Origin of the sequence: Sphingobium sp. D43FB, assembly GCF_002312805.1 — a bacterium.
GTDB lineage: Bacteria > Pseudomonadota > Alphaproteobacteria > Sphingomonadales > Sphingomonadaceae > Sphingobium.
Map to the genome: position 1 here is coordinate 217,787 of NZ_NMUA01000002.1, position 25,357 is coordinate 243,143.

General features: G+C 63.4%; 26 protein-coding genes. 9 read left to right on the plus strand and 17 right to left on the minus strand.

Annotation, left to right across the window (positions count from 1 at the left end; all coding sequences use genetic code 11):
• Positions 1-59: 59 nt before the first annotated feature.
• From SxD43FB_RS02900 to SxD43FB_RS02920, 5 genes are all read right to left on the minus strand, one after another.
• Positions 60-1,841, minus strand: coding sequence for an SLC13 family permease (locus SxD43FB_RS02900; RefSeq protein WP_096060892.1), 1,782 nt, complete (start codon positions 1,839-1,841; stop codon positions 60-62).
• A gap of 250 nt (positions 1,842-2,091) precedes the next feature.
• Entirely contained in the window at positions 2,092-3,162 is a 1,071-nt protein-coding gene (gene aroC / locus SxD43FB_RS02905; protein ID WP_096060893.1) for a chorismate synthase, read from the minus strand.
• Entirely contained in the window at positions 3,159-3,965 is an 807-nt protein-coding gene (gene fabI, locus SxD43FB_RS02910; RefSeq protein WP_096060894.1) for an enoyl-ACP reductase FabI, read from the minus strand. Before fabI ends, aroC begins: the two co-directional genes overlap by 4 nt.
• Positions 3,962-4,927, minus strand: a complete 966-nt coding sequence (locus tag SxD43FB_RS02915) for a YihY/virulence factor BrkB family protein (protein ID WP_176482659.1) — start codon at positions 4,925-4,927, stop codon at positions 3,962-3,964. The genes fabI and SxD43FB_RS02915 overlap by 4 nt, the downstream gene beginning before the upstream one ends.
• A gap of 15 nt (positions 4,928-4,942) precedes the next feature.
• A complete protein-coding gene (locus SxD43FB_RS02920; protein ID WP_096060895.1) occupies positions 4,943-5,860 on the minus strand; it encodes a DnaJ C-terminal domain-containing protein in 918 nt (305 codons plus the stop codon).
• A 127-nt stretch (positions 5,861-5,987) separates the two neighbouring features.
• Between SxD43FB_RS02920 and pdxH the strand changes: the two genes are divergently transcribed.
• Both pdxH and SxD43FB_RS02930 read left to right on the plus strand, forming a co-directional pair.
• Complete coding sequence (gene pdxH / locus SxD43FB_RS02925) at positions 5,988-6,563, plus strand: pyridoxamine 5'-phosphate oxidase (RefSeq protein WP_096060896.1); 576 nt, start codon at positions 5,988-5,990, stop codon at positions 6,561-6,563.
• A 174-nt stretch (positions 6,564-6,737) separates the two neighbouring features.
• On the plus strand, positions 6,738-8,069 hold the full coding sequence (locus SxD43FB_RS02930) for a dicarboxylate/amino acid:cation symporter (RefSeq protein ID WP_096060897.1): 1,332 nt from the start codon (positions 6,738-6,740) through the stop codon (positions 8,067-8,069).
• Positions 8,070-8,144: 75 nt separating this feature from the next.
• Here SxD43FB_RS02930 and SxD43FB_RS02935 read toward each other — a convergent pair whose 3' ends face one another.
• A complete protein-coding gene (locus tag SxD43FB_RS02935; protein WP_096060898.1) occupies positions 8,145-9,029 on the minus strand; it encodes a bestrophin family ion channel in 885 nt (294 codons plus the stop codon).
• A gap of 144 nt (positions 9,030-9,173) precedes the next feature.
• Here SxD43FB_RS02935 and SxD43FB_RS02940 point away from each other — a divergent pair, with 144 nt between their 5' ends.
• Positions 9,174-10,496, plus strand: coding sequence for a dicarboxylate/amino acid:cation symporter (locus tag SxD43FB_RS02940; RefSeq protein WP_096060899.1), 1,323 nt, complete (start codon positions 9,174-9,176; stop codon positions 10,494-10,496).
• 45 nt (positions 10,497-10,541) lie between these two features.
• On the opposite strand, the gene SxD43FB_RS02945 is transcribed toward SxD43FB_RS02940, so the two are convergent.
• The 6 genes from SxD43FB_RS02945 to SxD43FB_RS02970 all read right to left on the minus strand — a co-directional run bounded on the left by SxD43FB_RS02945 (position 10,542) and on the right by SxD43FB_RS02970 (position 16,585).
• Positions 10,542-10,724: a hypothetical protein gene (locus tag SxD43FB_RS02945; RefSeq protein ID WP_096060900.1), complete on the minus strand. Its 183-nt coding sequence runs from the start codon at positions 10,722-10,724 to the stop codon at positions 10,542-10,544.
• A 5-nt stretch (positions 10,725-10,729) separates the two neighbouring features.
• Positions 10,730-12,019, minus strand: a complete 1,290-nt coding sequence (locus SxD43FB_RS02950; protein ID WP_096060901.1) for an adenylosuccinate synthase — start codon at positions 12,017-12,019, stop codon at positions 10,730-10,732.
• 132 nt (positions 12,020-12,151) lie between these two features.
• Complete coding sequence (locus SxD43FB_RS02955; RefSeq protein ID WP_096060902.1) at positions 12,152-13,282, minus strand: ATP phosphoribosyltransferase regulatory subunit; 1,131 nt, start codon at positions 13,280-13,282, stop codon at positions 12,152-12,154.
• A gap of 3 nt (positions 13,283-13,285) precedes the next feature.
• A complete protein-coding gene (locus SxD43FB_RS02960) occupies positions 13,286-13,669 on the minus strand; it encodes an endonuclease domain-containing protein (protein ID WP_255245582.1) in 384 nt (127 codons plus the stop codon).
• A 56-nt stretch (positions 13,670-13,725) separates the two neighbouring features.
• Complete coding sequence (serA, locus tag SxD43FB_RS02965) at positions 13,726-15,306, minus strand: phosphoglycerate dehydrogenase (RefSeq protein WP_096060903.1); 1,581 nt, start codon at positions 15,304-15,306, stop codon at positions 13,726-13,728.
• A gap of 118 nt (positions 15,307-15,424) precedes the next feature.
• Positions 15,425-16,585 carry a phosphoserine transaminase gene (locus SxD43FB_RS02970; protein WP_096060904.1) on the minus strand — a complete coding sequence of 387 codons (1,161 nt, stop codon included), beginning with the start codon at positions 16,583-16,585 and terminating at the stop codon, positions 15,425-15,427.
• Positions 16,586-16,743: 158 nt separating this feature from the next.
• Here SxD43FB_RS02970 and SxD43FB_RS02975 point away from each other — a divergent pair, with 158 nt between their 5' ends.
• The 4 genes from SxD43FB_RS02975 (at position 16,744) to dapD (ending at position 20,064) form a co-directional block, all read left to right on the plus strand.
• Positions 16,744-17,424: an extensin family protein gene (locus tag SxD43FB_RS02975; RefSeq protein ID WP_096060905.1), complete on the plus strand. Its 681-nt coding sequence runs from the start codon at positions 16,744-16,746 to the stop codon at positions 17,422-17,424.
• Between the two features lie 112 nt (positions 17,425-17,536).
• Complete coding sequence (locus tag SxD43FB_RS02980; RefSeq protein ID WP_037472301.1) at positions 17,537-18,412, plus strand: TIGR00730 family Rossman fold protein; 876 nt, start codon at positions 17,537-17,539, stop codon at positions 18,410-18,412.
• A 147-nt stretch (positions 18,413-18,559) separates the two neighbouring features.
• Positions 18,560-19,231, plus strand: coding sequence for a pyrimidine 5'-nucleotidase (locus tag SxD43FB_RS02985; protein WP_096060906.1), 672 nt, complete (start codon positions 18,560-18,562; stop codon positions 19,229-19,231).
• Entirely contained in the window at positions 19,228-20,064 is an 837-nt protein-coding gene (dapD, locus tag SxD43FB_RS02990; protein WP_069065778.1) for a 2,3,4,5-tetrahydropyridine-2,6-dicarboxylate N-succinyltransferase, read from the plus strand. Before SxD43FB_RS02985 ends, dapD begins: the two co-directional genes overlap by 4 nt.
• Before the next feature lie 51 nt (positions 20,065-20,115).
• Here dapD and SxD43FB_RS02995 read toward each other — a convergent pair whose 3' ends face one another.
• The gene (locus SxD43FB_RS02995) at positions 20,116-20,703 is read right to left on the minus strand and encodes a PAS domain-containing protein (protein WP_037472297.1); all 588 of its coding nucleotides are present in this window, start codon (positions 20,701-20,703) and stop codon (positions 20,116-20,118) included.
• 269 nt (positions 20,704-20,972) lie between these two features.
• Here SxD43FB_RS02995 and SxD43FB_RS03000 point away from each other — a divergent pair, with 269 nt between their 5' ends.
• Together SxD43FB_RS03000 and SxD43FB_RS03005 are read left to right on the plus strand one after the other, a co-directional pair.
• The gene (locus SxD43FB_RS03000; RefSeq protein WP_096061007.1) at positions 20,973-21,512 is read left to right on the plus strand and encodes a glycosyl hydrolase 108 family protein; all 540 of its coding nucleotides are present in this window, start codon (positions 20,973-20,975) and stop codon (positions 21,510-21,512) included.
• 10 nt (positions 21,513-21,522) lie between these two features.
• Positions 21,523-21,795, plus strand: a complete 273-nt coding sequence (locus SxD43FB_RS03005) for a 3TM-type holin (RefSeq protein WP_096060907.1) — start codon at positions 21,523-21,525, stop codon at positions 21,793-21,795.
• 4 nt (positions 21,796-21,799) lie between these two features.
• On the opposite strand, the gene SxD43FB_RS03010 is transcribed toward SxD43FB_RS03005, so the two are convergent.
• From SxD43FB_RS03010 to SxD43FB_RS03025, 4 genes are all read right to left on the minus strand, one after another.
• Positions 21,800-22,471: a hypothetical protein gene (locus SxD43FB_RS03010; RefSeq protein ID WP_096060908.1), complete on the minus strand. Its 672-nt coding sequence runs from the start codon at positions 22,469-22,471 to the stop codon at positions 21,800-21,802.
• 26 nt (positions 22,472-22,497) lie between these two features.
• Positions 22,498-23,331 carry a hypothetical protein gene (locus tag SxD43FB_RS03015; RefSeq protein ID WP_255245583.1) on the minus strand — a complete coding sequence of 278 codons (834 nt, stop codon included), beginning with the start codon at positions 23,329-23,331 and terminating at the stop codon, positions 22,498-22,500.
• A gap of 496 nt (positions 23,332-23,827) precedes the next feature.
• Positions 23,828-24,379 carry a hypothetical protein gene (locus SxD43FB_RS03020; RefSeq protein ID WP_096061008.1) on the minus strand — a complete coding sequence of 184 codons (552 nt, stop codon included), beginning with the start codon at positions 24,377-24,379 and terminating at the stop codon, positions 23,828-23,830.
• 57 nt (positions 24,380-24,436) lie between these two features.
• Positions 24,437-25,306, minus strand: a complete 870-nt coding sequence (locus tag SxD43FB_RS03025) for a class I SAM-dependent methyltransferase (RefSeq protein ID WP_096060910.1) — start codon at positions 25,304-25,306, stop codon at positions 24,437-24,439.
• Positions 25,307-25,357: the final 51 nt, after the last annotated feature.

Consider the following 25,357-nt stretch of genomic DNA (forward strand, 5'->3'; position numbering starts at 1 on the left):
TGATCCGGTCTGGCGGAGGCATGGCCCTGCGAACAGAGCCAGCCCAACCGGATTGGCGCTTAACCCAGCAACACCAGCGCGCTGCACACCGCGATGCCGACCACGATGTTGATCGGCACGCCGATCCGCACGAAATCGGCAAAGCGATAATCGCCCGCGGCATAGACCAGCGCATTGGTCTGATAGCCGATCGGCGTCGCGAAACAGGCCGATGCGCCGATCATCAGCGCGATGATGAGGGGACGGGGATCGACCCCCAATTGCTGCGCGATCGCGATGATGATGGGCGTCAACAGGGCCGCCACCGCATTGTTGCTGAGCAGTTCAGAGAGGATCAGGGCGAAGAAATAGATGAGGAAAACCAGCGACCAGGCCGGTGCATTTTGCAGCAGCGGGGTGATCCAGCCGACCATCAAGGCGACGCTGCCCGCCTGTTCGAGCGCCAGCCCGACCGCCAGCATCGCGAAGATCAGGATCAGCACGTCACCGTCGATCGCGCCCCAGGCCTCTTCCGGGTCGATGCAACGGCTGAGCAGGATGACACCGACCGCGATGACGGCAGCCAGGCCGATGCCGATGACATCGAGCGCCGAGAGCAGCACCACGCCCGCCATCGCAACTATGGCGATCCACGCCTTCTTGCGGCGGAAGGCGCGCACCCGGCTGACATCGACGCCGATCAGATGCGGATTGTCGCGCAACGACCGCATCGCATCGTCGCTGCCTGCAATCAGCAACCGGTCGGCACCGCGCACCCGCGTATTGGACAGATCGGGTCCGGACAAATGGCGCGCGCGATGAATGCCGATAATCCGCACGCGCAGCGCATGGAGGAAGGGAATATCCGCCAGCCGCTCGCCAATGGAAGGATGGCTGGGCGCTACCATTGCCTCCACGACCGTCCCGTCCTGCCCCGACGTACGCGAGTCGGCGGCGATGCCGAGGTCGAAGTCCCCCGCCTCCCGCAATGTCATAATCGCCGCGCCATCGGCACGGACGATCAGCCGGTCGCCGCTATGCAGTTCTTCTTCCATCAGCTCGCGGCGACGAATGTCACCGCCGCGCTTGATGCCGAGCAGCTTGACCGACCGCCCGAACATGCCGAGCGTGCTGACGTCCCGGCCAACCAGATCGCTATCCTGCGGCACCACCAATTCGGTCAGATAATCCTGCACATTGCCGCCATTTTCTCCGGCAATGGTAGGCGGGTCGCTTGGCAGCAGGAAGGACAGCAGCAGCAGCGCGCCGACGCCCGCCACTGTCCCAGCCAGGCCGTAAAGGGTTATGTCGAAAATGCCGAAGGGGGCCATGCCCTGATCCGCGGCAATGCCCGCGACGATCAGATTGGTCGACGTGCCGACGAGCGTCAGGCAGCCGCCCAGCACCGCGACGGTGTTCATCGGGATCAGTAGCTTCTTGACAGGGTAACCGGTCGCCTGCGCCAATTTGAACATGATGGGGATCAGGATCACGACCACCGGCGTATTGTTGAGGAAAGCCGACAGGATGATCGTGCCGATCGCGACTTCGGCGAGGGCGAGCCGGGGACGCTTTTCCGCGCGGGTCATGATGAGGTCGGCAACGCGGCTGATGACACCGGTGCGAATCAACGCGCCCGACAGGATGAACATCGCCCCGACGGTCAGCGGCGCACTGTTGGAAAAGACGGAAAACATCGCCTTTTCATCCAGCATGCCGAGCAGCGCAAAAACACAGGCCCCCACCACTGCGATCACCGTGGGCGAATAGCGTTCGCGCACGAAAGCGATGAACATGGCGGCCAGAACCGCCAGCCCGATTTCGGCCCGATACACGCCCAGCAGCGCGGTGATGAAATGCATGGTGCCCCTTGTCCCCAACAAGATTGGCGCTGGCCGCTGATCTTGCCGGGCTGAAACGAAATGGGCCAGCCATGGTTGCATGGCTGGCCCGTGTCGCGGCGGTCAGGGGACGTTTTGACCGTCAATCCGCGCAATGCGTGGTGACGCTCCCCAGGCTTACGCTCTGCCGCTTGCCCGTCGAACGGGCGATGACGTCATTCTATCGTAACAAAAGTGAGTCGTCTCGCTTTTTTACGATCGGTTCGGCGCGTCATTCCCCGCATTGAGCGCGGTGAAGCAATTTCTGGTCGGCCAGCACCAGCGCCATCATCGCTTCGACCACCGGCACACCGCGGATGCCGACACAGGGATCGTGGCGGCCCTTGGTTATGATGTCGGATGCTGTGCCGTCGCGCGTCACGGTCTCGACCGGGATCAGGATCGAACTGGTGGGCTTGAAGGCGACGCGCAGCTTGATCGGCTGGCCCGTCGCGATGCCCCCCGCAATGCCGCCTGCATGATTGGCAAGGAAGGTCGGTCCATCGGGACCGGGACGCATCGGGTCGGCATTCTGTTCGCCGCGCAGGCTGGCAGCGGCAAAGCCATCGCCAATCTCCACGCCCTTGACCGCGTTGATGCTCATCATCGCGGCGGCCAGTTCGCTGTCGAGCTTGGCATAGAGCGGCGCCCCCCAGCCGGCCGGAACGCCACTGGCGACGCATTCTACGATCGCGCCGAGCGAGGAGCCATCGCGTCGAGCATCGTCCACCAGTTTTTCCCAGCGCATGGCCGCTTCCGGGTCAGGGCAGAAGAAAGGATTCTGCCCGATCTGCGCCGCGTCGAAATTGTCATATTCGATCGCGTCGCCGCCGATCGCGCTGACATAGGCGAAGATGTCGACATCAGGGATGACGGCACGCGCAACCGCGCCCGCCGCCACGCGCGACGCCGTCTCGCGCGCAGACGAACGTCCGCCGCCGCGATAGTCGCGAAAGCCATATTTGGCGTCATAGGCATAGTCGGCATGACCGGGGCGATAGGCCTTGGCGACGTCGGAATAATCCTTGGATCGCTGATCGGTATTCTCGATCATCAGGCTGATCGGCGTGCCGGTCGTTCGCCCTTCGAACACCCCCGACAGAATGCGAACCTCATCCGCCTCGCGACGCTGGGTAGTGAATTTGGACGTGCCGGGCTTGCGCAGGTCGAGCCAGGGCTGGATGTCCGCTTCGCTGAGCGGCAGGCCGGGCGGGCAGCCGTCCACGACCGCGCCGATCGCCGGACCATGGCTCTCGCCCCAGGTGGTAAAGCGGAACATGCGACCGAATGTGTTGACGCTCATTTGTCGAGCGCGATGTCCGGGGCGTCTTCGGCTTTCATGCCGATCACATTATAGCCTGCGTCGACATGGTGGATTTCGCCGGTCACGCCGCTGGCCAGGTCCGACAGCAGATACAGGCCTGCGCCGCCGACATCCTCGATGGTCACATTGCGACGCAGCGGGGCGTTCAGTTCGTTCCATTTGAGGATATAGCGGAAGTCGCCAATGCCGCTGGCCGCCAGCGTCTTGATCGGACCAGCCGAGATGGCATTGACGCGGATATTTTCGCGACCCAGATCCATCGCCAGATATTTGACGCTGGTTTCCAGCGCCGCCTTGGCCACGCCCATGACGTTATAATGGGGGATGACCTTTTCCGCGCCATAATAGCTGAGCGTCAGGATGCTGCCGCCATTGGGCATCAGCGCGCGGGCGCGGCGCGTGACTGCCACGAAACTGTAAGCAGACACGTTCATGGTCATCAGGAAGTTGTCGAGGCTGGTATCGACATAGAGACCGCGCAGCTCGTTCTTGTCCGAAAAACCAATCGCATGAACGACGAAGTCGAGCGTGCCCCAGCGCGCCTCAATCTCCGCAAAGGCGGCGTCGAGCTTGTCCATGTCCGTCACGTCGCAATCGATCAGGAAGTCCGACCCTACCTGCTCCGCCAAAGGCCGGACCCGCTTGGCGAGCGCGTCGCCCTGATAGGAAAAGGCCAGTTCAGCGCCCTGTTCATGCAAGGATTTGGCAATGCCCCAAGCCAACGACTTGTCGTTCGCCAGACCCATGATGAGGCCGCGTTTACCCGCCATCAAGCCGTTCATATCTTCGTTCCGTTCCCTTGGTCTTCGGGCAGCAAGGCCACTTCCTCTTCGGGAAATTCCGCCAGCGCCGCATTCAATTCCGCGCCAATTACCACGCCAAGCCCGACTAGGAAGAAAAAAATGAGCGTGATCATGACGCCGGCCAAGCTGCCATAGGTCCGGTCATAGCCGCCCAGCAGCGACAGGGTCGGCGGCAACAGCAATGTCGTGCCATACCACCAGAGCGATGTCGCGACCGCGCCGGGCCATTTGGGGAAACGACGATCCTTGTAGATGGTCGGCGTCAGGGAGACGAACAACGACCAAAGCGCGATGCACACTATCACCATCGGTATGAGCTTGGCCGACGCGACGAGCGCGATGGCATCATCGGCCCAGGGAAGGAGATGGGTCAGAAACTGGTCGATGCCCGTGATCACCACTTGGAGCGAGAAGGCGAACATCACCGCCACGACGCTAGCCAAAGTGATGCCCACCGCGCTTAGCCGATAATGCCAGAAGGATTTGGTGCTTTTGGTGCCATAGGCGCGGCGCAATATGTCGCGGATGGTTTCGATGAGACTGCCGACGGTCCACAGACCGACGAATCCGCCCAGCCAGAGCAAAGGGCCGGAGCGGGCATTGAGCACATCGCTGATCGGTTGGCGCACGACATCGGCGACGCCGCGGGGAACCGTTGTCAGGAAGGCGTTGACCGCGGCCAGGCCATCTTCGGTGCGGCCGAAGATACTCGCCACCGCCGCTGCGACGATGAAGAAGGGAAACAGCGTCATCAGCGAGAGATAGGCAAGATTCCCGGCGTGAATGAAGCCATCGCTATAGGTGCCGACCGCGACCCGCTTCATCACCTCGAACGCCTGCGAACCGGGGCGCACCCGCTTCATCTGGCGATGAAAATGAGCGCGTGTCCGTGCCGCCATATGGCGACGGGATTCGGGCGTATAGGGCGAATTCAGCGGCATCCGCCCCCTAACGCCTCAAACGCCGAGATGGGCGCGCACGGGTCGACTGTCCTGCCAGCTTTCGACCAGCGCCCGGATCGCGGGATCATCGGCAGGCACATCGATTTGCAGGGTCACAAGCTGATCCCCGCGCGCACCATCCTTGCCGGTGAAGCCCTTGCCCCGCAGCCGCAGCGTCTTGCCCGATGTCGCACCCGTCGGCACGCCCAGCATCACCGCGCCATCGACAGTGGGCACCTTGACCTTGCCACCCTTCACCGCCTCGTCGAGCGTGATCGGCAGGTCGAGCAGGACATTGTCGCCATCGCGGGTGAAGAAGGGATGGGGCTTCACTTCGATCGTGACGATCGCGTCACCTGCGCCCCCTGGCCCCACCTGCCCCTTGCCCGACAGGCGCATCTGCGTACCGGTGTCGACCCCGGCGGGCAATTTGAGGTCGATGGTCTTGCCATCCTGCAGCGTGATCCGCTGCGGCGCGAGGGTGGCAGCGTCCGTGAACTGTACCGCCAGGCGATAAGCGACGTTCGCGCCCTTGGACGGCGGCGCCTGTCGGCCAAAACCACCGCCACCCGCACGGCGACCCGCGCCGCCGAACAGGCCTTCGAAGATATCGCCGAAATCCGCGCCGCCCTGATCGAAACCGCCGCCGCCGGGCTGGCCGCGAAAACCGCCACCGCCTCCTCCGCCGCCAAAGCCGAAGGGCGCGGTCGGATTGCCGTCGCCGTCAATCTCGCCCCGGTCGAAGCGGGCGCGCTTGTCCTTGTCGGACAACAGATCATAGGCATTGGTGGCAGCGGAAAACTTCTCCGACGCCTTGGGATTGTCCTTATTCTTGTCGGGGTGCAGTTCCTTGGCCAGCTTGCGATAGGCCGACTTGATCTCTGCCTCGGTCGCGCCGCGCGCAACGCCAAGGGTGGAATAGGGATCAGCCATCGATACTCTGGTGCCTCTTGTTCTGGGACGGGAAATTGCCGTCCTATGTGGCGAAAGCGACGCGTCGGTTCAAGTTGCGCAATAGCCCGTATCGACACTATCACATCGCCCGCCTAGACAGTGGGGCATGATCGATCCTTTTGCCTTGTTCGACGACTGGTACAGCCAGGCGCGTGAAACCGAAATCAACGACAGCAACGCCATGGCTCTTGCCACCGCCGATGCGCGCGGCTGTCCGTCCGTCCGCATGGTCTTGTTGAAGGGCCATGGACCGGACGGCTTCATCTTTTACACCAATTTCGAAGGGCGCAAGGCGGGCGACCTCGTAGAAAATCCCCATGCTGCCCTGCTCTTCCACTGGAAATCGATGCGGCGACAGATACGGATCGAGGGTACGGTTGGCCCCGTGGATGATGCCACGGCCGATGCCTATTTCGCGACGCGCAGCCGCGACAGCCAGCTGGGGGCCTGGGCCTCCGACCAGTCGCGCCCCCTACCCTCGCGCGAAATCTTCATGGCCCGGTTCGAAGAAGCCAATGCGCGGTTCGAGGGCCAGCCGGTGCCGCGTCCACCCCATTGGTCGGGGTTCCGCCTCGCCCCTGAACGCATCGAATTCTGGCAGGATCGCGAACATCGCCTGCACGAACGCCGCCTGTTCACACGGGACGATGCGGGCTGGACCGAAGGGCTGCTCTACCCCTGATAGGCGCGGATTGCACCGTTTGGGATGAACCGAGGCGCGGAAAGCGGCGGCTTGTTCGTCTATCTCAAGGCGGGGGCCGCACGCCGATTGCGGGTGGCCCATGCGCCTGTTAGGTGTTCCCTGACGGTTGTAATAATATTGCGAGCCGCGTCCGCGCGGCTCATGAGGGAATAGATGCGCAACAGACTGACGGCCTTCATCCTCACCGGCATGGTCCTTGGGGTGATCGTAGGGTTCGCCGCGAACCTGTGGGTGGGTGGCGACGAAACGCTGGCCAAGCAGGTCGCGGGCTATTTCCACCTGCTGGCCGACATCTTTTTGCATTTGATCAAGATGATCATCGCGCCGCTGGTCTTCTCCACGCTGGTTGCGGGCATCGCCCATATGGGCGACAGCGCGGCGCTGGGGCGCATCGGCGGGCGGGCGCTGGCCTGGTTCGTCATCGCCAGCCTGATTTCGCTGACGCTGGGCCTCATCTTCGTCAATTTCTTCGCGCCGGGCGAAGGGCTCAACCTGGTCCGCAATGGTGCGGAATCGGGCGTGAATACCGAATCGCTCAATTTCCGTGACTTCATTCTGCATGTCTTTCCGACCTCCATGGTCGGCGCGATGGCGGAAAATTCGATCCTCCAGATCGTCGTCTTCTCACTGTTCGTCGGCGTCGCGCTGACCGCGATCGGCGAGAAGGGCAAACCGATCGTCGGCGTGATCGAGGCGATGGTCGAACTGATGCTGCAGGTGACGGGCTATGTCATGCGCGTCGCGCCCTTCGCCGTTTTCGGTGCCTTAGCGTCGGTGATCACCACGGAAGGGCTGGGTGTGCTGGTCACGTTCGGCGAGTTGATCGGCGAATTCTACATCGCGCTTTTCTGCCTCTGGCTGCTGCTGTTCGCGGCGGGATCGGTTTTCCTGGGCAAGCGGATGTTCACGCTGATCCGCTATGTCCGCGAACCGATCCTGATCGCCTTCTCCACCGCCTCGTCGGAAGCCGCCTATCCCAAGATGCTGGAACAGCTCGACCGGTTCGGCGTGCCGCGCCGCATCTATAGCTTCGTGCTGCCACTCGGCTACAGCTTCAACCTCGACGGCTCGATGATGTATGCGACCTTCGCGACGATCTTCATCGCGCAAGCCTATGGCATCGACCTGCCGATCGCGACGCAGATCACGATTCTGCTGGTGTTGATGGTGACCAGCAAAGGCATCGCCGCCGTGCCGCGCGCATCCTTGGTGGTGGTCGCCGCGACGCTGGGCCAGTTCGACCTGCCGGTCGAGGGCGTAGCCTTCATCCTGGCGGTCGATCACTTCATGGACATGGGCCGCACCGCAACCAACGTGCTGGGCAACGCCATCGCCACGTCGGTCATCACCAAATGGGAAGGGATGCTGGAGGTCGAGGAGCCGATCGACGTGCCCCATCCCAAAGCCCCCGCCCACACCGCCGCGCATGGCCGCGCGGGGCTGGAACTGGCATCCGACATGGTGGACGAGGACAAGAAGGGCTGAGCGGCGTCGGTTTTCGTCCGAAGTTCACACCGTCGCTGGACGGTCGGGTCGGCTGCGGACTTGTCCCGACCGCCATCACCATAGACAGCCGCGGACCGGTTTGAGCGGTTCCGGGGCGGGGTCGCCGATGGACTGGAGCAGGTCGATCTCGATCGTGCGACACATGGCGCTCATCGATACGTCGTGGACGGTGTTGGCGAAGGGATCGACCAGATCGTCGCCGATGCGCAGGACCGCGAGGAACATGAGGCCCGCCACGGTCGAGCCGAGCGGGGTTGCTAGGCCCAGCGTTTCGACCAGGCCGATAGGCAGGAAGATGCAGAAAAGATGGGTAAATATCGTCGGTAGATAGCGATATTGGACCGGCAACGGCGTGTTTTTGAGCCGCTCCATCCCGCCCTGGGCATTGGCGATGTCGACCAGCACGGCCTCCATCTGCGTTTGCTGGATCGTGTCGATCCAGCCTGCGCGTCGGGCCATATCGATACGGCGGCCCGTGCTGTCGAGCAGGCCGTTGGCGGCGTTAGTCCGCGCCAGCGCCAGCCCCTTGTCCTTTTCCTCCAGAAAGCGCGTCACATCCTCATCGAGAGGCTGCCGCCGCAACTGGCAGCGCAGCGCGTTCACATAAGCGATCTGGCGCTTGACGATCTCGCGCTTCATGTCGCGGCCATCGGGGTCGGGCAGGAAGTTGCGGGTCGCGCGCGCCAAGCTGCGCGAGGCGTTGATCATCGCGCCCCACAGCACCCGCCCTTCCCACCAGCGTTGATAGGCGGAGTTGGAGCGAAAGCCCAGGAACAGCGCCAGCGCCGAACCGAAGATGGTCAGCGGCAGCGAGGGTGCCTTGAAGGGCAGGACATAATAAGTGACAGTGACGACGCAGTCCCAGACGAACAATATCGTCAGCGGTTTCCAGACTTCGGAGGCCATGCGCCGCATGGAAGGAACGGGATCGACAATCATGCGGGTCTCCGAGAGAATGGACCGCGCCAACGCGAGAGGCGCGTAAAAGCTCCCTCGATACCCTAGCGCAATGACTGGAAAGTCGTGCAACCGGCACCCCGGCCGAGTGGTTGACCCGTAACGGTAGCCCAAAAGGATGAACCATTGACCGGCACGACACCCACGACAGGCGCCGAAACCGGCCGGAAAAGCGCAGCATTATCGCTGCAATGGCAGATGCTCGCGGGCTTCGGCATCGGCCTGCTATCGGGCCTTGGCGTCTATATGGCGGCACCCGATGCCCCTTGGGTCAGTGGCTTCACCACCTATGTCACCGGGCCGATCGGCCAGATTTTCCTGCGGCTGTTGTTCATGCTGGTGATCCCATTGCTGGTATCGGCACTGATCGTCGGGATTGCGGAAATGGGCGAGATTCGGGCGTTGCGGCGCGTCGGGCTTCGCACGCTCGTCTATACCTTCATTGTGTCGGCCATTGCGGTGGCGGTCAGTCTGTTGGTGGTCGATCTGTTGCGGCCAGGCGCGGGCATCGACCCTGTCGCCGCGCGCGCGATGCTGAGCGATGCGGGGCCGGGGGCGCAGGCGATATTGAGCCGGGGTAGCGACGCACCGCAGGGGATCAATGCCTTCATCGCCATCGTGCCCGACAACATCATCGCGGCAATGGCGGGCAACGATATATTGGCGGTGATGGTCTTTTCGCTCTTCTTCGGCATTGGACTGGTGCTGGTGCGGACGCCGCAGACGCAGATGCTGCTGACCGCGATGGAGGGCGTGCTGGCGGTGACGATGCGGCTGATGGGGCTGGTCATCCGCCTCGCGCCGATCGCCATTGCCTGCTTCATGTTCAATCTGGCGTCGCAATTTGGCTGGGATTTGCTGATCCGGTTGTCGGCCTATGTCGGCGTCGTGCTGCTCGCGCTGGCAATCCAGATGTTCGGCGTCTATTCACTGCTGATTGCGTTCATCGCCAAACGCTCGCCTTGGCGCTTCTTTGCCGATGTGCAGGAGGCGACGGTCATGGCCTTTGCCACTGCCTCCTCCAATGCGACTTTACCCACGGCGCTCCGCGTGGCGGAGGATAATCTGCGCCTGCCGCGCCGCATCGCGCGCTTCGTCCTGACCATCGGCGCGACCGCCAACCAGAATGGCACGGCGATGTTCGAGGGGATCACCGTGATCTTCCTTGCCCAGTTTTTCAGCATTGAGCTGAGCATCCCGCAGCAGGTCATGGTGATGATGATGTGCATATTGGGCGGCGTCGGCACGGCGGGCGTGCCGGCCGGATCGCTGCCGGTCGTGGCGATGATCCTGGGGATGGTCGGCATACCGCCCGAAGGCATCGGGCTGGTGCTGGGGGTGGACCGATTGCTCGACATGTGCCGCACCGCGCTCAACGTCACCGGCGATCTGGTCGCGGCGACGGTGATCGCGGCAGGCGAGGAGGATCAGCCGAGCGTTGGCTCGTAACCTTGCGGGACATAGTTCCCCGGCCTTCGCCGGGGAACAGCGCCGTTAGCGCAGTTTAGCGATGTTCAATCCGTCTTCCTTGGCGCGGGCCTTGGTCGATTCCTCTGTCCGGGTCAGCGCCTTGGCGATCGCCTTCAGCCCCATGCCCTTCTTGGCCAGGGTATGCAGCTTCTGGATTTCGTCCTGAGTCCAAGCCTGCTTGTGCCGTTCGAACTTTTCGCCCGCCATCGCCTTTAATCCGCGAAGGGATCGCGCACGAGGATGGTATCCTCGCGCTCAGGACTGGTGGAGACGAGCGTGACCGGGCAGCCGATCAGTTCTTCGATCCGGCGGATATATTTGATCGCCTGCGCGGGCAATTCTGCCCAGCTGCGCGCGCCCGCCGTGGTGTCGTGCCAGCCTTCGATGCTTTCGTAGATCGGCTGCGCCTTGGCCTGATCCTGCGCATGGGCCGGCAGATAGTCGAACGTCTGTTCGCCAATCTTGTAGCCGACGCAAATCTGGAGCGTGTCGAACCCGTCCAGCACGTCGAGCTTGGTGAGCGCGATGCCGGTGACGCCCGATACCGCGACCGACTGGCGCACCAGGACCGCGTCGAACCAGCCGCAGCGGCGCTTGCGCCCGGTGACGGTGCCAAATTCATGGCCGCGTTCGCCCAGCCGCTGGCCGGTGGCGTCCTCCAGTTCGGTGGGGAAGGGGCCGGAGCCGACGCGGGTGGTATAGGCCTTGACGATGCCCAGCACGAAGCCCGCCGCATTGGGACCAAGGCCGGTGCCGCTCGCCGCCGTACCCGCCACCGTGTTGGACGAGGTGACGAAGGGATAAGTGCCATGGTCGATGTCGAGCAACGTGCCCTGTGCGCCTTCGAACAGGATGCGCTTGCTCGCCGCCTTGGCGCGGTTGAGCGTCAGCCAGACCGGCTTGACGAAGGGCAGGATGAAGTCGGCGATTTCGGTCAATTCCGCCATCAGCGCGGCGCGGTCGATCGGCGGTTCGCCAAAGCCGGTGCGCAGCGCGTCATGATGGGCGGTCAGGCGATCGAGCTGAGGGCCAAGATCGTCGAGATGCGCGAGGTCGCACACGCGGATGGCGCGGCGGCCGACCTTGTCTTCATAGGCAGGGCCAATGCCGCGCCGGGTGGTGCCGATCTTGCCCGCGCCGCTCGCATCTTCACGCAGCCCGTCCAGGTCGCGGTGGAAGGGCAGGATCAGCGGGCAGGTTTCGGCAATCTGAAGATTGTCGGGCGTGATGGCCACGCCCTGCGCCGACAATTTCGCGACTTCATCGCGGAAATGCCAGGGATCGAGCACCACGCCATTGCCGATGACGCTGAGCGTCCCACGCACGATGCCCGACGGCAGCAGCGAGAGCTTATAGACTTTCTCGCCAACCACGAGCGTGTGGCCCGCATTATGACCGCCCTGGAAACGAGCGACGACATCGGCGCGCTCCGAGAGCCAATCGACGATCTTGCCCTTGCCCTCGTCACCCCATTGGGCGCCGATTACGGTTACATTTGCCATGAATACAGATCTCCGCCCGCCGCGCGGACCGGCCATGCCCTTCGACGGGACTCGGCATGCCGGTAGGATCGATTGGACGCAAAGCCGCCCTGTTCGCGCGGCGGTTAGCCCTGCCGCGGCCTCCAAGTCAAGTCAGAAGGGGCGAAGCTCCGTGCCGTCGAGCCAGTGCGAACAGCGCAGCTTCGCGCCATCCTCATCCCCGACCAGCGCCGCGACGGTGTGCCAACCCTCGCCGCGCAGTTCGGCGGCGCGGGTCGCATCGGCGCCCAGCGGCAGGAACAGGCGCTTGGGGGTTTCGCCGCCAAAGCCGGCGTCGATCAGCGGATCGGGATAGAGCGAGAAGCCCATCGCTGGTTCATCCTGTCCATTGGCGTGGCAGATGGCATAGCTGCCGCCGCGTCCGATTTCGCCGATGAAGCCTTCGGCGAAGATCGAGAAGCCGAACCAGTTCTGATATTCAAAGCCATGCCGTTCGGTCGGGTCGAGCGTCAGCGTGATATCCCAGCCGATCGGTTTCGCGATGGCGCGCAGGCCCGCGATGCGGCTGTCGATCGCGCCGCCGAGGCTTGCGTTAAAGGCTTCCAGGCGCTCCATCGCGGCGTGGAACGGGCCGGTCGCTTCGATGAGGGGCAGATAGGCGGCGGCCTGCGGGCCAAGCGCCACCAGCGCGCCCGCATCCTTGGCGTCGAGTTCGGTACGCACCGCTTCCATTTCGCCCGCCGCCAATGGCAGCGGCCCTGCGGCCAGCATGTCGATCAGGTCGGGCAGGGTGAAGTCGATGGTGAGGCCGGTGACGCCCGCCGCCTGCAAGGCTTCGATCGCGACATTGACGATTTCGACCGCGGCGGCGACGCTGTCCGTGCCGATCAGTTCAGCGCCGACCTGCAATTTCTCGCGCTCCGGACGCAACTGGTTGGCCTTGAGGCGGATGACCGGCCCGGCATAGGACAGGCGCAAGGGGCGCGGCGCGGCGGCGAGGCGCGTGGCGGCGATGCGGCCGACCTGCGCGGTCATGTCCGGGCGAAGCGCGAGGCTGCGTTGCGACACGGGATCGACGGCGCGGACCAGATCCTGCGCGCGCATGGATTTGAGGCGCTGGGTGAGCGTGTCTTCGAATTCCGCGAGCGGGGGCATGACCCGCTCATAGCCATGGGTCGCCACCGTATCGAGCACGCGCCGCGCGAGGCGCGCGGAAGCTTCGGCCTGGGGCGGCAGGCGGTCGGATAATCCTTCGGGAAGAAGGCCGGGCGGGATCATGGTCATACCTTAGCTCCCTCCCCCTTGGGGGGGAGGGTTGGGGAGAGGGGGAGTATGCAACGCCTGCGCAATCACGCCCAACACGCTCTCGATATTGTGCATGACATCGGGATTGGCAAAACGGATCACAGTGTAGCCCAGCGATTCCAGAAACTCGGTTCGTCGGGCGTCATAGCGATCTTTGGCGGAATGTGTATCCCCATCAACTTCGATGATGAGGCGCGCGGCCTTTGAGGCGAAATCGACGATATAGGGGGCAATAATCGTCTGGCGCGTGAATTGCTGATTTTCGAAGCGGTTGGCACGCAGGGCGAGCCATAGCTTTTGTTCTGCGGGGGTGGGGTTGGCACGCATATGTTTGGCGCGCTGCTTCAGTGTGGGATCCAGCCGCACCGTTGCTCCCCCTCTCCCAACCCTCTCCCCGGAGGGGAGAGGGCTTTCAGGCCTGTTTACGCAAAGCGCAGCAGCTTGACCTGCTTCACGCCGGTCAGGTTGCAGATTTCCCAGCGTAGCGGTTCGGTGACGGTGCCATCGACCGAGAGCAGCAGCACGGCTTCGCCGCCCTGGTTGCGACGGCCGAGGTGGAAGGTGCCGACATTGACGCCCGCCTCGCCCAGCGTCGACCCCAGACGACCGATGAAGCCGGGCGCGTCCTGGTTGACGATATAGAGCATGGTGCCGTCGAGATCGGCCTCCACCTTGATGCCGAACAGTTCGACGAGGCGCGGGCTGGTGGGGCCGAACAGCGTGCCGGCCACCGACTTGTCGCCATTTTCGGTGGTCACGGTGACACGGATCAGCGTCTGATAGGCGCCTTCGCGGTCATGGCGCACTTCGCGCACGTCCAGGCCGCGTTCCTTGGCGAGGAAAGGCGCGTTGACCATATTCACCGTGTCCGAATAGACGCGCATCAGGCCAGCGAGAACGGCGGCGGTGATTGGCTTCTGGTTCAGTTCGGCGGCATGACCTTCGACTTCGACGGCAACGCCGGTGATGGCGTCGCCTTCGAGCTGGCCGACGAGGCTGCCCAGCTTTTCGGCGATCGCCATATAGGGCTTGAGCTTGGGCGCTTCCTCGGCCGACAGCGACGGGACGTTGAGCGCATTGGTGATGCCGCCGTCGAGCAAATAGTCGGACAGCTGGTCGGCGACCTGCAGCGCGACATTGACCTGCGCTTCGTCGGTCGATGCACCCAGATGCGGCGTGCAGATGAAGTTCGGCGTGCCGAACAGGGGCGAATCCTTGGCCGGTTCGGTTTGGAACACGTCGAGCGCGGCGCCCGCGACCTGGCCCGAATCAAGCGCATCCTTGAGCGCGGCTTCGTCGATCAGGCCGCCGCGCGCGCAGTTGATGATGCGCACGCCCTTCTTGGTCTTGGCGAGGTTTTCGCGGCTCAGGATATTGCGGGTCTGGTCGGTCAGCGGCGTGTGCAGCGTGATGAAGTCGGCCTTCGCCAGCAACGTATCGAGATCGGCCTTTTCCACGCCCATTTCGATGGCGCGTTCGGGCGTCAGGAAGGGATCGAACGCGACGACCTTCATCTTGAGGCCGAGCGCACGGCTGGCGACGATCGAGCCGATATTGCCCGCGCCGATGAGGCCCAGCGTCTTGCCGGTGACTTCCACGCCCATGAAGCCGTTTTTGGGCCACAGGCCCTGCTGGGTCTGGGCATTGGCTTCGGGCAGTTGGCGGGCGAGCGCGAACATCAGCGCGATGGCATGTTCGGCGGTCGTGATCGAATTGCCGAACGGCGTATTCATGACGATCACGCCCTTGGCGCTGGCATAGGGGATGTCGACATTGTCGACGCCGATGCCGGCGCGGCCGATGACCTTCAGGTTGGCGGCGGCGTCTAGGATCGCCTTGGTCACCTTGGTCGAGCTGCGGATGGCGAGGCCGTCATAGTCGCCGATGATGGCGATCAGTTCTTCGGGCGTCTTGCCGGTGATTTCATCGACTTCCACGCCGCGTTCGCGGAAGATTGCGGCGGCGCGGGGGTCCATTTTGTCGGAAATAAGGACTTTGGGCATGGATTTGATCCTTAATATTACACCGTTCGGGCTGAGCCTGTCGAAGCCCTGCCCTTCTTGAAACGGTCAAAAGAAGTGCGGCCCTTCGACAAGCTCAGGGCGAACGGATGGTGGGAGTTCAGGCGGCCTTGGTCTGCGCATAGGCCCAGTCGAGCCACGGACCCAGCGCTTCGATATCCGCCGTTTCCACGGTCGCGCCGCACCAGATGCGCAGGCCTGCCGGGGCATCGCGATAGCCTGCAATGTCATAGGCTGCGCCTTCCTTTTCGAGGAGAGCGGCGAAGGCCTTGATGAAGGCTTCGTCGGCACCCGCGACGGTCAGGCAGACGCTGGTTTTCGAGCGCGTCGCTTCATCGAGCGCGAGATGGCCGAGCCAGTCGCGCTCCGCTACGATCTTGCCGAGCGCAGCGGCATTAGCGTCCGAGCGGGCAATGAGGCCCTGCAGCCCGCCCAACGACTTGCCCCATTCCAGCGCGAAGATCGCGTCTTCGACCGCCAGCATGGAGGGGGTGTTGATCGTCTCGCCCTTGAAAATGCCTTCGGCGAGCTTGCCCTTGGCCATCAGGCGGAACACCTTGGGCAGCGGCCAGGCGGGCGTGTGGCTTTCGAGCCGTTCGACCGCGCGGGGGCCGAGGATCAGCACGCCATGGCCGCCCTCGCCGCCCAGCACCTTCTGCCAGGAGAAGGTCGCGACGTCGATCTTGGCCCAGTCGATGTCATAAGCGAATACCGCGCTGGTCGCGTCGGCGAAGGTAAGGCCCTCGCGGTCGGCGGGAATCCAGTCGGCATTGGGCACGCGCACGCCGGATGTGGTGCCGTTCCAGGTGAACAGCACGTCATGCGCGAAGTTCACACCGTCCAAGTCGGGCAGTTGCCCATAGTCGGCGCGGATGATCGTGGGGTCGAGCTTCAACTGCTTGGCGGCATCGGTGACCCAGCCTTCGCCGAAGCTTTCCCAGGCAAGCGTGGTGACGGGGCGTGCGCCGAGCATCGTCCACATCGCCATTTCGAACGCGCCGGTGTCGGAGCCGGGTACGATGCCGATGCGGTGGGTGTCGGGCAGGCCGAGCAATTCGCGCATCAGGTCGATGCAATAGGCCAAGCGGGTCTTGCCGATCTTGGCGCGGTGCGAGCGGCCGAGCGAGTCGGTTGCCAGCTTGTCGGCGCTCCAGCCGGGTGGCTTGGCGCAGGGACCGGAAGAAAAGAAGGGGCGGACCGGACGGGTGGCGGGCTTTTGCGCACGCGCAAGGGTGGCGTCAACGGCAGTCAAATCAGTCATGTAGCGTCTCCTTACAGAGAGCAGCGCGGCGTTGGGACCGCGTGGCCCGCCGATCGCCCTAGAGATTTCGGCGGGCCTGTCAAGGATGTTGCGAAAACGGGACGAGCTGATCGCGGCGTTAACTATCGTAAAGATTCGGGCTGCTACAGTGGCGACTCATGGAAAAGCAGGCGAGCGATATGACCCTATTGCGCGGCGCGGCCCTGGCCGTGGCCATGGCGATGATGCTGAGTGCGTGCGGCGGCGATCTGGTGCCGCGCGGACGGGTGGAACGCGCATCGAAACCCGTGCGCGCCGCCGTGGTGCCGACCATGGAAGCGCGCCAATGTTTCGCGAAGCTGCAGTCGCAGGACGTGGCCTTCACCCCCCTGCCCGACCGCACCTTCGGCGGCGGATGCAGCGCGCTCAATAGCGTCAAGCTGCTCGACATCGGCGTGCCCGCCACCAATTTGGGGGCGATGACGTGTAATCTGGCGGCCAATTTCGCCGCCTGGGCGCGTTATGGCGTGCAACCCGCCGCGCGCAGCATATTGGGGGCGGAAATCGTGCGGATCGAGACGTTCGGCACCTATAATTGCCGCCCGATCGCAGGTAGCGGTAAATTGTCCGAACATGCGCATAGCAATGCGATCGACATCGCCGCCTTCGTGTTGGCCGATGGCCGCAAGATTTCGGTGCAGCAGGGCTGGCAGGGCGACCGGGATACGCGGCAGTTCCTGAAAACCGTTCACGCCAGCGCGTGCAAGCGGTTCAACACGGTGCTGAGCCCCGATTATAATGCGGCGCATCACGACCATTTTCATTTCGACATGGGCGGGCGCGGCGGCTTTTGCCGCTAAGCGTCAGAAAACAAATATGGCGGCTTTTGCCGCTGAGCGTAAAAAGGGCATGCGGCGGCTTCTGTCGGTAATCCGACTTGGCAATGTCATCTCCACTCCTTAAATCGTGGGGATGACTAAGAAAGAGATTGAAGAACGTAAATTCCGCCCGGCCCGCGAAGAGGCCGACGATGCGGCCAAGCAGGCCGGCACCCCCCAGACCCAAAGCGCGGCCTATCGCCTTGCCTTTCAGGACACCGAGTTCCTGTTGCGCGAAGATTTGCGCCCGGTGCGATTCCAGCTGGAATTGTTGAAGCCCCAATTGCTGATGGACGAGGCGCGGATCGAGTCGACCTTCGTCTTCTACGGGTCGGCGCGGATTCCCGAACCCGACCAGGCGCAGGCACGGATCGACGCGGCGACCACGCCGCAACAGCGGAAAATTGCGGAGAATCTGGCGGCCAAGGCGCGCTATTATGAAGAGGCGCGCGCACTGGCGCGGATCGCGGCGCAATATCCGGTGAACGAGGCGGGATGCCGCCATTTCGTGGTCTGTTCGGGCGGTGGCCCCTCGATCATGGAAGCGGCCAATCGCGGCGCGCAAGATGTCGGCCAGACGACGATCGGCATGAACATCGTCCTGCCGCACGAACAGGCGCCCAATCGGTTCGTCACCCCAGAGCTGAGTTTCCAGTTCCATTATTTCGCGCTGCGCAAGATGCATTTCCTGCTCCGCGCCCGCGCGCTTGCCGTCTTCCCCGGTGGTTTTGGCACGTTCGACGAGATGTTCGAGCTGTTGACGCTGATCCAGACCGGCAAGATGAAGCCCATCCCTATCCTGCTGTTCGGCAAGGATTTCTGGAACCGGGTGGTGGATTTCGAGGCGCTGGCCGATGAAGGCGTGATTTCGCATGCTGACCTTGACCTGCTGACATGGGTCGAGACAGCCGAAGACGCCTGGCAGGCCGTGCAGGCTTTTTATCATGACAGCGAACCGCTGGGATGTTGACGCCTCAAGTCATTTAGCGGCCGGTACGTCGATCTGAGATGAGAGGTGGGGAGATGGGTCCCCGCCTGCGCGGGGATGACGGTGAAGGTGAGGGTTCGGCCCCCCTCGCCCCTTGCCCTTCCCCGCGCACGAGATTAGGGCGCGGCCATGTTTGGCGCACTGGACCATGTCGACACCTGGATCTTCGATCTGGACAACACGCTCTATCCGGCGAAGACGGACCTGTTCGCGCTAATCGACGTGAAGATGGGCGAATTTATCCAAGGCTTGTTGGGATGCGATCCCGTCGTCGCCCGCGAAACGCAGAAGCGCTATTTCATGGAGCATGGCACGACGCTGTCGGGGCTGATGCACCATCATGGCATCGCGCCGCATGATTTCCTCGACTATGTCCATGATATTTCCATGGATCGACTGGAGGTCGATGCCGACCTTAACGCGCATATCGCTGCATTACCGGGCCGTCGGCTGATCTTCACCAATGGCGATGCGGCCTATGCGGGACGGGTGCTGGACAAGCTCGGCCTGGGCGACGCATTCGAGCTGATCCACGATATTCATGCCTGCCAATATGTGCCCAAGCCTGATCCGTCGGGTTACGCCGAATTGTGTCGGGTCCATGCCATCGATCCGACCCGTGCCGCCTTTTTCGAGGATATGGCCCGCAATCTGGCGCCCGCCAAGGCGATCGGCATGGCGACCATCTGGGTCAATAATGGATCGGAAGCGGGCAATCACGATCATCATCCCGATTTCATCGATTTCGAAACCGACCATCTGAGGCCTTTTCTGGCCAGCATCCTTGGGGAAACCGCATGACCGACCTTATCGCCACGATCGACGCCGCCTGGGAAGACCGGGCCAATGTCAGCCTTTCGACGCAGGGCGCGATCCGCGATGCCGTGAATGAAGCACTCGCGTTGCTCGACAGCGGCAAGGGCCGCGTCGCCGAACCGACGGCGGACGGCTGGCAGGTCAATCAGTGGCTGAAGAAAGCCGTGCTGCTGTCGTTCCGGCTGAACGACAATGTGCTGATCGAAAACGGCCCTGGTGGCGGTTTCTGGTGGGACAAGGTGCCGAGCAAATTCGCTGGCTGGGGCGAGGCGGAGTTTCGCGCCGCCGGCTTCCGCGCGGTGCCGGGCGCGTTCGCGCGGGCGGGCGCGCATATCGCCAAGAACGCCATCCTAATGCCCAGCTTCGTCAATATCGGCGCATTCGTCGATGAAGGCACGATGGTCGACGCCTGGGTGACGGTAGGTAGCTGCGCCCAGATCGGCAAGAATGTCCATCTGTCGGGCGGCGTCGGCATTGGCGGCGTGCTGGAACCGTTGCAGGCCGATCCGGTCATCATCGAAGACGACTGCTTCATCGGCGCGCGGTCCGAAGTGGTCGAGGGCGTCCGCATCGGCAAGGGGTCGGTGCTGTCGATGGGCGTGTTCATCGGCCAGTCGACCAAGATCATCGACCGCACCACCGGCGAAATCTTCATGGGCGAAGTCCCACCTTATTCGGTGATCGTCCCCGGCAGCCTGCCCGGCAAGCCCCTGCCCGACGGCACGCCCGGCCCCAGCCTCTATTGCGCGGTGATCGTCAAGCGGGTGGACGCCCAGACCCGGTCCAAGACCGGTATCAACGAATTGCTACGCGACTGATGTATAGCCGGTCGGTGCCCTTTGCGGTGCCGACCAGTCGCCGGATGCCGCTTAGTAGCCCGCCTCGATCGCCAAGCGGATCGCTTCGGCCCCGGTCCGCACGCCGAGCGCCTTGAGCATGGCCGCCCGGTGCATCTTCACCGTGCGTTCGGTCAGGCCCATGTCCCAGGCGATCTGTTTGTTGAGCTTGCCCGCCGTCATCGCCACCAGCACGTCGCGCTGGCGCGCGGTGAGTGCGTCGATCCGCAGGCGCGCTTCGGCGGATCGCTGGGTCGCCTGTCCGTCCGGCTCGCCCACCGCCATCTGCGATCCCAGGAAATATTCGACTTCGCCCGTGTCGCCGAAGATCGGCGCGACCATCACGGCATTGCGGAACGGCGTGCCGTCCTTGCGATAATTCCACAATTCCACGATCGCGGGGCGTCTTTCGCGAACGGCCTGACGCAGTTCGTCGGTTCGCTCCGCTTCGGTCGCTGCGCCTTTGAGGAAGCGGCAATTATGCCCGATAATCTCGTCGCGGCCATAGCCGGTGAGCGCCATGAAGGCGTCATTGCAATCGACGATCGGATTGTCGGGCAGGCGCGGATCGCTGATGACGGCGGGGATCGCGCTGTTGGCGATCATGTCGGAAAGAGGCATGGACAAACGCACTCACATGGGGGGAGCGGGCAACAGAGACGAAACCGCACCCTTTGGTCCATATTGCCCCATATTTAGTGCTTCCTGCAAGGGTATGGCCACAGCAAGGCGACAATTTCCCGGTGCCTGCCCTTGGGCTTCACCGCTGTCGATTGCATCCGCCGCCGCTCGATCGCGCATCCTATTCTTGCCCTATCCCGTTTTTTCCCTGTCCTACATATAACCATATGGGATAAATGATTCGCCTCTTCAATAGTTGGGAGGCGGATATGGACGTTGCGGATCTGATCGACGAAGTCATTGCGCGGGAGGGAGGCTACAGCAACCATCCGGCCGATCGCGGCGGGCCGACCCATTGGGGGATTAGCCAGGCTGTGGCGCGGGCGAATGGCTATGTCGGCCCGATGCAGGCGCTACCCCGCGCGCAGGCGGTGGCGATCTATCGACGGCTCTATTGGGACCAGCCCGGCTATGGCTTCGTTGCCGAACGCGCGCCCGGCATTGCCGCAGAACTGTTCGATACCGCCGTCAATATGGGCGTTGCGACCGCGACCGGCTTTTTGCAGCGGGCCCTCAACGCGCTCAATCGCAACCAACAGGATTATCCCGATCTCAAGCTCGACCGGGTGATCGGCGCGCGGACGCTGGCGGCGCTCCGGGCCTTTCGGGCGTTGCGCGGTGCGGCGGGCGAGAGCGTGCTGCTCAAGGCGATCGAAGCGATGCAGGGTGAACGCTATATCGCGCTCGCCGAAAGCCGCCCCGCCAATGAGGCCTTCCTCTATGGCTGGCTGGCCAACCGGATCGGTTAGGGAGGGACGCATGACGCAGGCACATCCCGCAACACCCGCCGCCGACCCCTGGACGCGGCGGGCGCGACCGACCTTCCTCTATGTCATCTATGCCCTGCTGCTCTGGTCGGTGCCGATGGGCCTGATCGCAGGCTGGCGACCGGCGGTGGCAGGCGCGATCATCGGCGGGATGCGTGCCTATTTCAACGCCCTGCCCGAACCGCTCTATGCGCTCTTTGGCACCGGCTATCTGGGCTATACTGCGGCGCGCGCCTGGGGCAAGGCGAAGGGCGCGGACCTATAAGCGCTTAGCGCCCGATCGTGAGCAGCGAAACCAGAATAGCGGTCAGAAAGGCGGCGACGAACACCAGGATCGCACCGCCCCATGCCCGCAATGGGCGCATGTTCAACATCGTGCGGAACAGCATGGATTGCACCCACAGATACCAGAGCGTCGCGAATCCGGCGCCGCTCAGGCCCAGCGCCCATTTCCATGCACCGATATGCTGGGCCGTCATCGTGGCAATCGCAACCATCAAGGCATAGGCCGATACGAGATAGCATTGGCCAAAGAAGGGCGGTCGCAGATATTTGCGTTCGAGCGGCTGCCCCTTGCGCCGCACGACATGCAGCGCGGCGAACAGCGGGAGCAGGCCATAGACGAAGGAGCACCAGAGGATGAGATTTTGATCCGAACTGACCACCATCGCGCCCACCGCATTATGCGCCTGGATATGCTGCGTGTTGAGGCCCAATTCCAAGGCATGGAGCAAAGCCAGCGTGATCAGCAGCAGCAGGGGTGGACTGAGCGTATCGGTATATTGATCCTCGTCGGCATCGGTCTGTTCGTGATTGGAATAATCGATCATGCGCAGCGGGTGCCGCACCACCAGCCAGAGGGTGCGGGGATAATAGATCAGCCAGCACAGCAGTTCGAAAAGCAGATCTTCGAACGAACGGATGAGCTTGAGAAAATCCAATCCCCGTCCCTTTCCTTGTGCGATCGTCAGAAGCGCCGATGCGCTGCGGCATCCACGGTATCGCAGGTGCCGCGAAAGGCGTAGTCGGCCAGGCCCTTTATGCTGATCTGTCCACTGGTGCGATTGATGTCGATCCGGGGCTTGTTAAGGCCATTCAGCCGATATTCGCCGGTAATCCGGTCGGGCTGCATCGAGACATTGTAGATGTCCCACCAACCATCCTCGGTGCCCCGCGAATGCAGCGGCGGGATGAGCTTCTTGGGCAGCTTGATATGGCCACCGCCTTCCCAGAACTGGATCATGACCGAAGCGTCGAACTGTTCCGCCGTCATTTCGACGCGATTGCCATAGTGATAGCGTTTTTTGTCGGAATCCCAGGTCCAGCCATAGCTGTTGGCAACGCCGGGCCGCTGTCCATCACCAAAGCAGACCAGGCCGAGTTGGACCCTGTCGTTCATTTGGGCGCTGTCATCGGCAGCATAGCTGGGCGCGACGCGGTCGGGCCGGGGCCGCGCATAGCCGATATCGGGTCGATGGGGCGCGCCACCATGGCCGCTGGGCGTGCGGGCGGATTCGCCGCAATCGGGTGCGGGGGATTCGGTGATGGCCTGATAGCGACCGTCATAAGTCACGACGCTGAGGCATTGCCGCCGATCGCCGTTCCACCAAAAGGTCCATTTGCGGTCATCGCCGGTTTCGATCCGCACGAACCGGTAGCCGCGCGCTTTGAGCTGAGTCTCGCCGCCTGCACCCTTGGCACCGACCAGATCGGCAACGTCGGCGGGCGTCTGGGCGAGGGCTGGAGCCGAAATCAGCAGGCCAAAAGGAAGAAGGATATGGGACGCACGCATTACGGGCATGGAGATACTCCCTGTTTCGTCCGCCTGCCTGCCCGCAAAGGAGCATAGCGACTTCAAGCGTCGGGAAAATAGCAAAAAGATGCGGTACGCTGAAAATGAGAGGGGCCGCCGAACCCAAAGGTTCGACGGCCCATCATTGACATGGTCAGCGGCCGAAAGTGCCGCCCAGGGGAAATGATTGTCGCGCTATCCTGCCTGCACGGGGATGGCCTGTCTGTTGGCGCTTGAAATCCCGTTTGCAGGGAGGATCGACGGCACAGCGTCGCTCAGCGGCGCATTTCCCGAATGGACTTGACCGACCCCATTGCTGAACCATGAGACATCGGATCACCTCCTTTCGCTATGTTGAAGCCCGCGTGGCCCGCTTCAGGCGTCTGCCCTTGGCCTGTCCACACCGCGAATGTGAATCAGGTGGGGAGGATGATCAAGCCTTGTAAAATTCTTTTTTCGAATCATACTTCTTCGTCCGCGCTTTTCCCAACTGCGTCGAAATTCCCTAGCCCCGGCAATCTTCGATCACCCGTGCGACTTCCGCCCAGGCAGGCAGGATCAGCGGGGCAAGCCCCTGCACCTCCACCGCAAACTTACCCCGGCTATAGGCAATCTGGTCCAGCGTGACGTCGGAAGCGGCGCGGACGGCCTGGACCTGCGATTGCGGCGCGGGGACGCTGGTGGTCGGCCAAAGGACGGCGCCATAGCTGGTGCGCAGTGTCATCGCCCCCTGCCCTGTGCCCATGCGCACTACGGCTATCCGGCTCGTCGCCCGGTCGCAGCGGACGGCGAGGTGCGGGGCGGTCGCGCTGGGGCCGAAGGACGCGACCGATCCGGTCGGTTCCGGCCGGTAGGTCCAGGTGCCGGGCGTCGTCGGACGATTATGCCATTCCGTGGCCACCGGCGCGGGGGTGGCAGGCGCGATCGGCGGTGGCGCCGGAGCCGGGCGCGGCGCTGGCGTCGGCGCTGGAGCGGGTGCCCGCTGCGCGGGGCCGACACAGGAGCCGAGCAGGACCAGCAGGGGGGACAGGGCGGCAAAGGAAGGGATGAGGCGCATCACCAACCCATGCCGGAGCCGGGCGGGCGGCTCAAGGCGAAAAGGTCCAAGCGACGCTTAGCGCCGCCAGCGTGCCCAGATGGCGGTGGGCAACAACAGGCCGCGTGCTTCCTCCCGCACGGCCAGTTCCCCGACCTCGACCGTGCCAGGCAGGTCGGCGAACGCCTGCCGCAGCAATTCGCCGATCGCCAGCGCCGACATGCGAACGGCATAGACGGTGAGGAACAGGAAGCGGCTGTCGGCATCGAGCAACTGACGGCAATTGGCGATGAGGGCGGGCAAATCCTCCTCCAGTCGCCAGACTTCGCCGTCAGGGCCGCGCCCATATTTGGGCGGGTCGAGCAAGATGCCGTCATAGCGGCGGCCGCGCCGGACTTCGCGGGCGACGAATTTGGCCGCATCTTCGACGATCCAGCGAATCGGTTTGTCCGCCATGCCCGACAGATCGGCATTGGCGCGGGCCTGCGCCACCGACTTCTTCGACGCATCGACATGGACCATGCGCGCGCCGCTGGCCGACATGGCGAGCGTGCCGACCCCGGTATAGCCGAACAGGTTCATGACTTCGGCCTCCGCCTTGTCGGCGGTGCGTTCCCGCATCCAGTCCCACACGGGGGCCATGTCCGGGAAGAAGCCGAGATGGCGGAAGGGTGTGCAACTCGACTGGAAGGTCACTTCCTGCCAGCTCAGCGGCCAGCCATCGGCGGGGGCTGGCTGGTCATAATACCAGCGACCGCCGCCATCCTCGTCCGATCCGGGAACAAATTCGGCGTCGGCCTTCCAATCTTCGGTCGCGGGCGCCCACATCGCCTGGGGTTCGGGGCGGATGAAGCGGTAGCGGCCATAGCGCTCCAGCTTGCGGCCGTTGCCGCAATCGATCAGGCCATAATCGGCCCAGGGTTCGCCGATGAGGGTTTGCAGATTCATACCAACCTCCGTTCGCCCTGAGCCTGTCGAAGCCTGTCCTGAGCTTCGCCG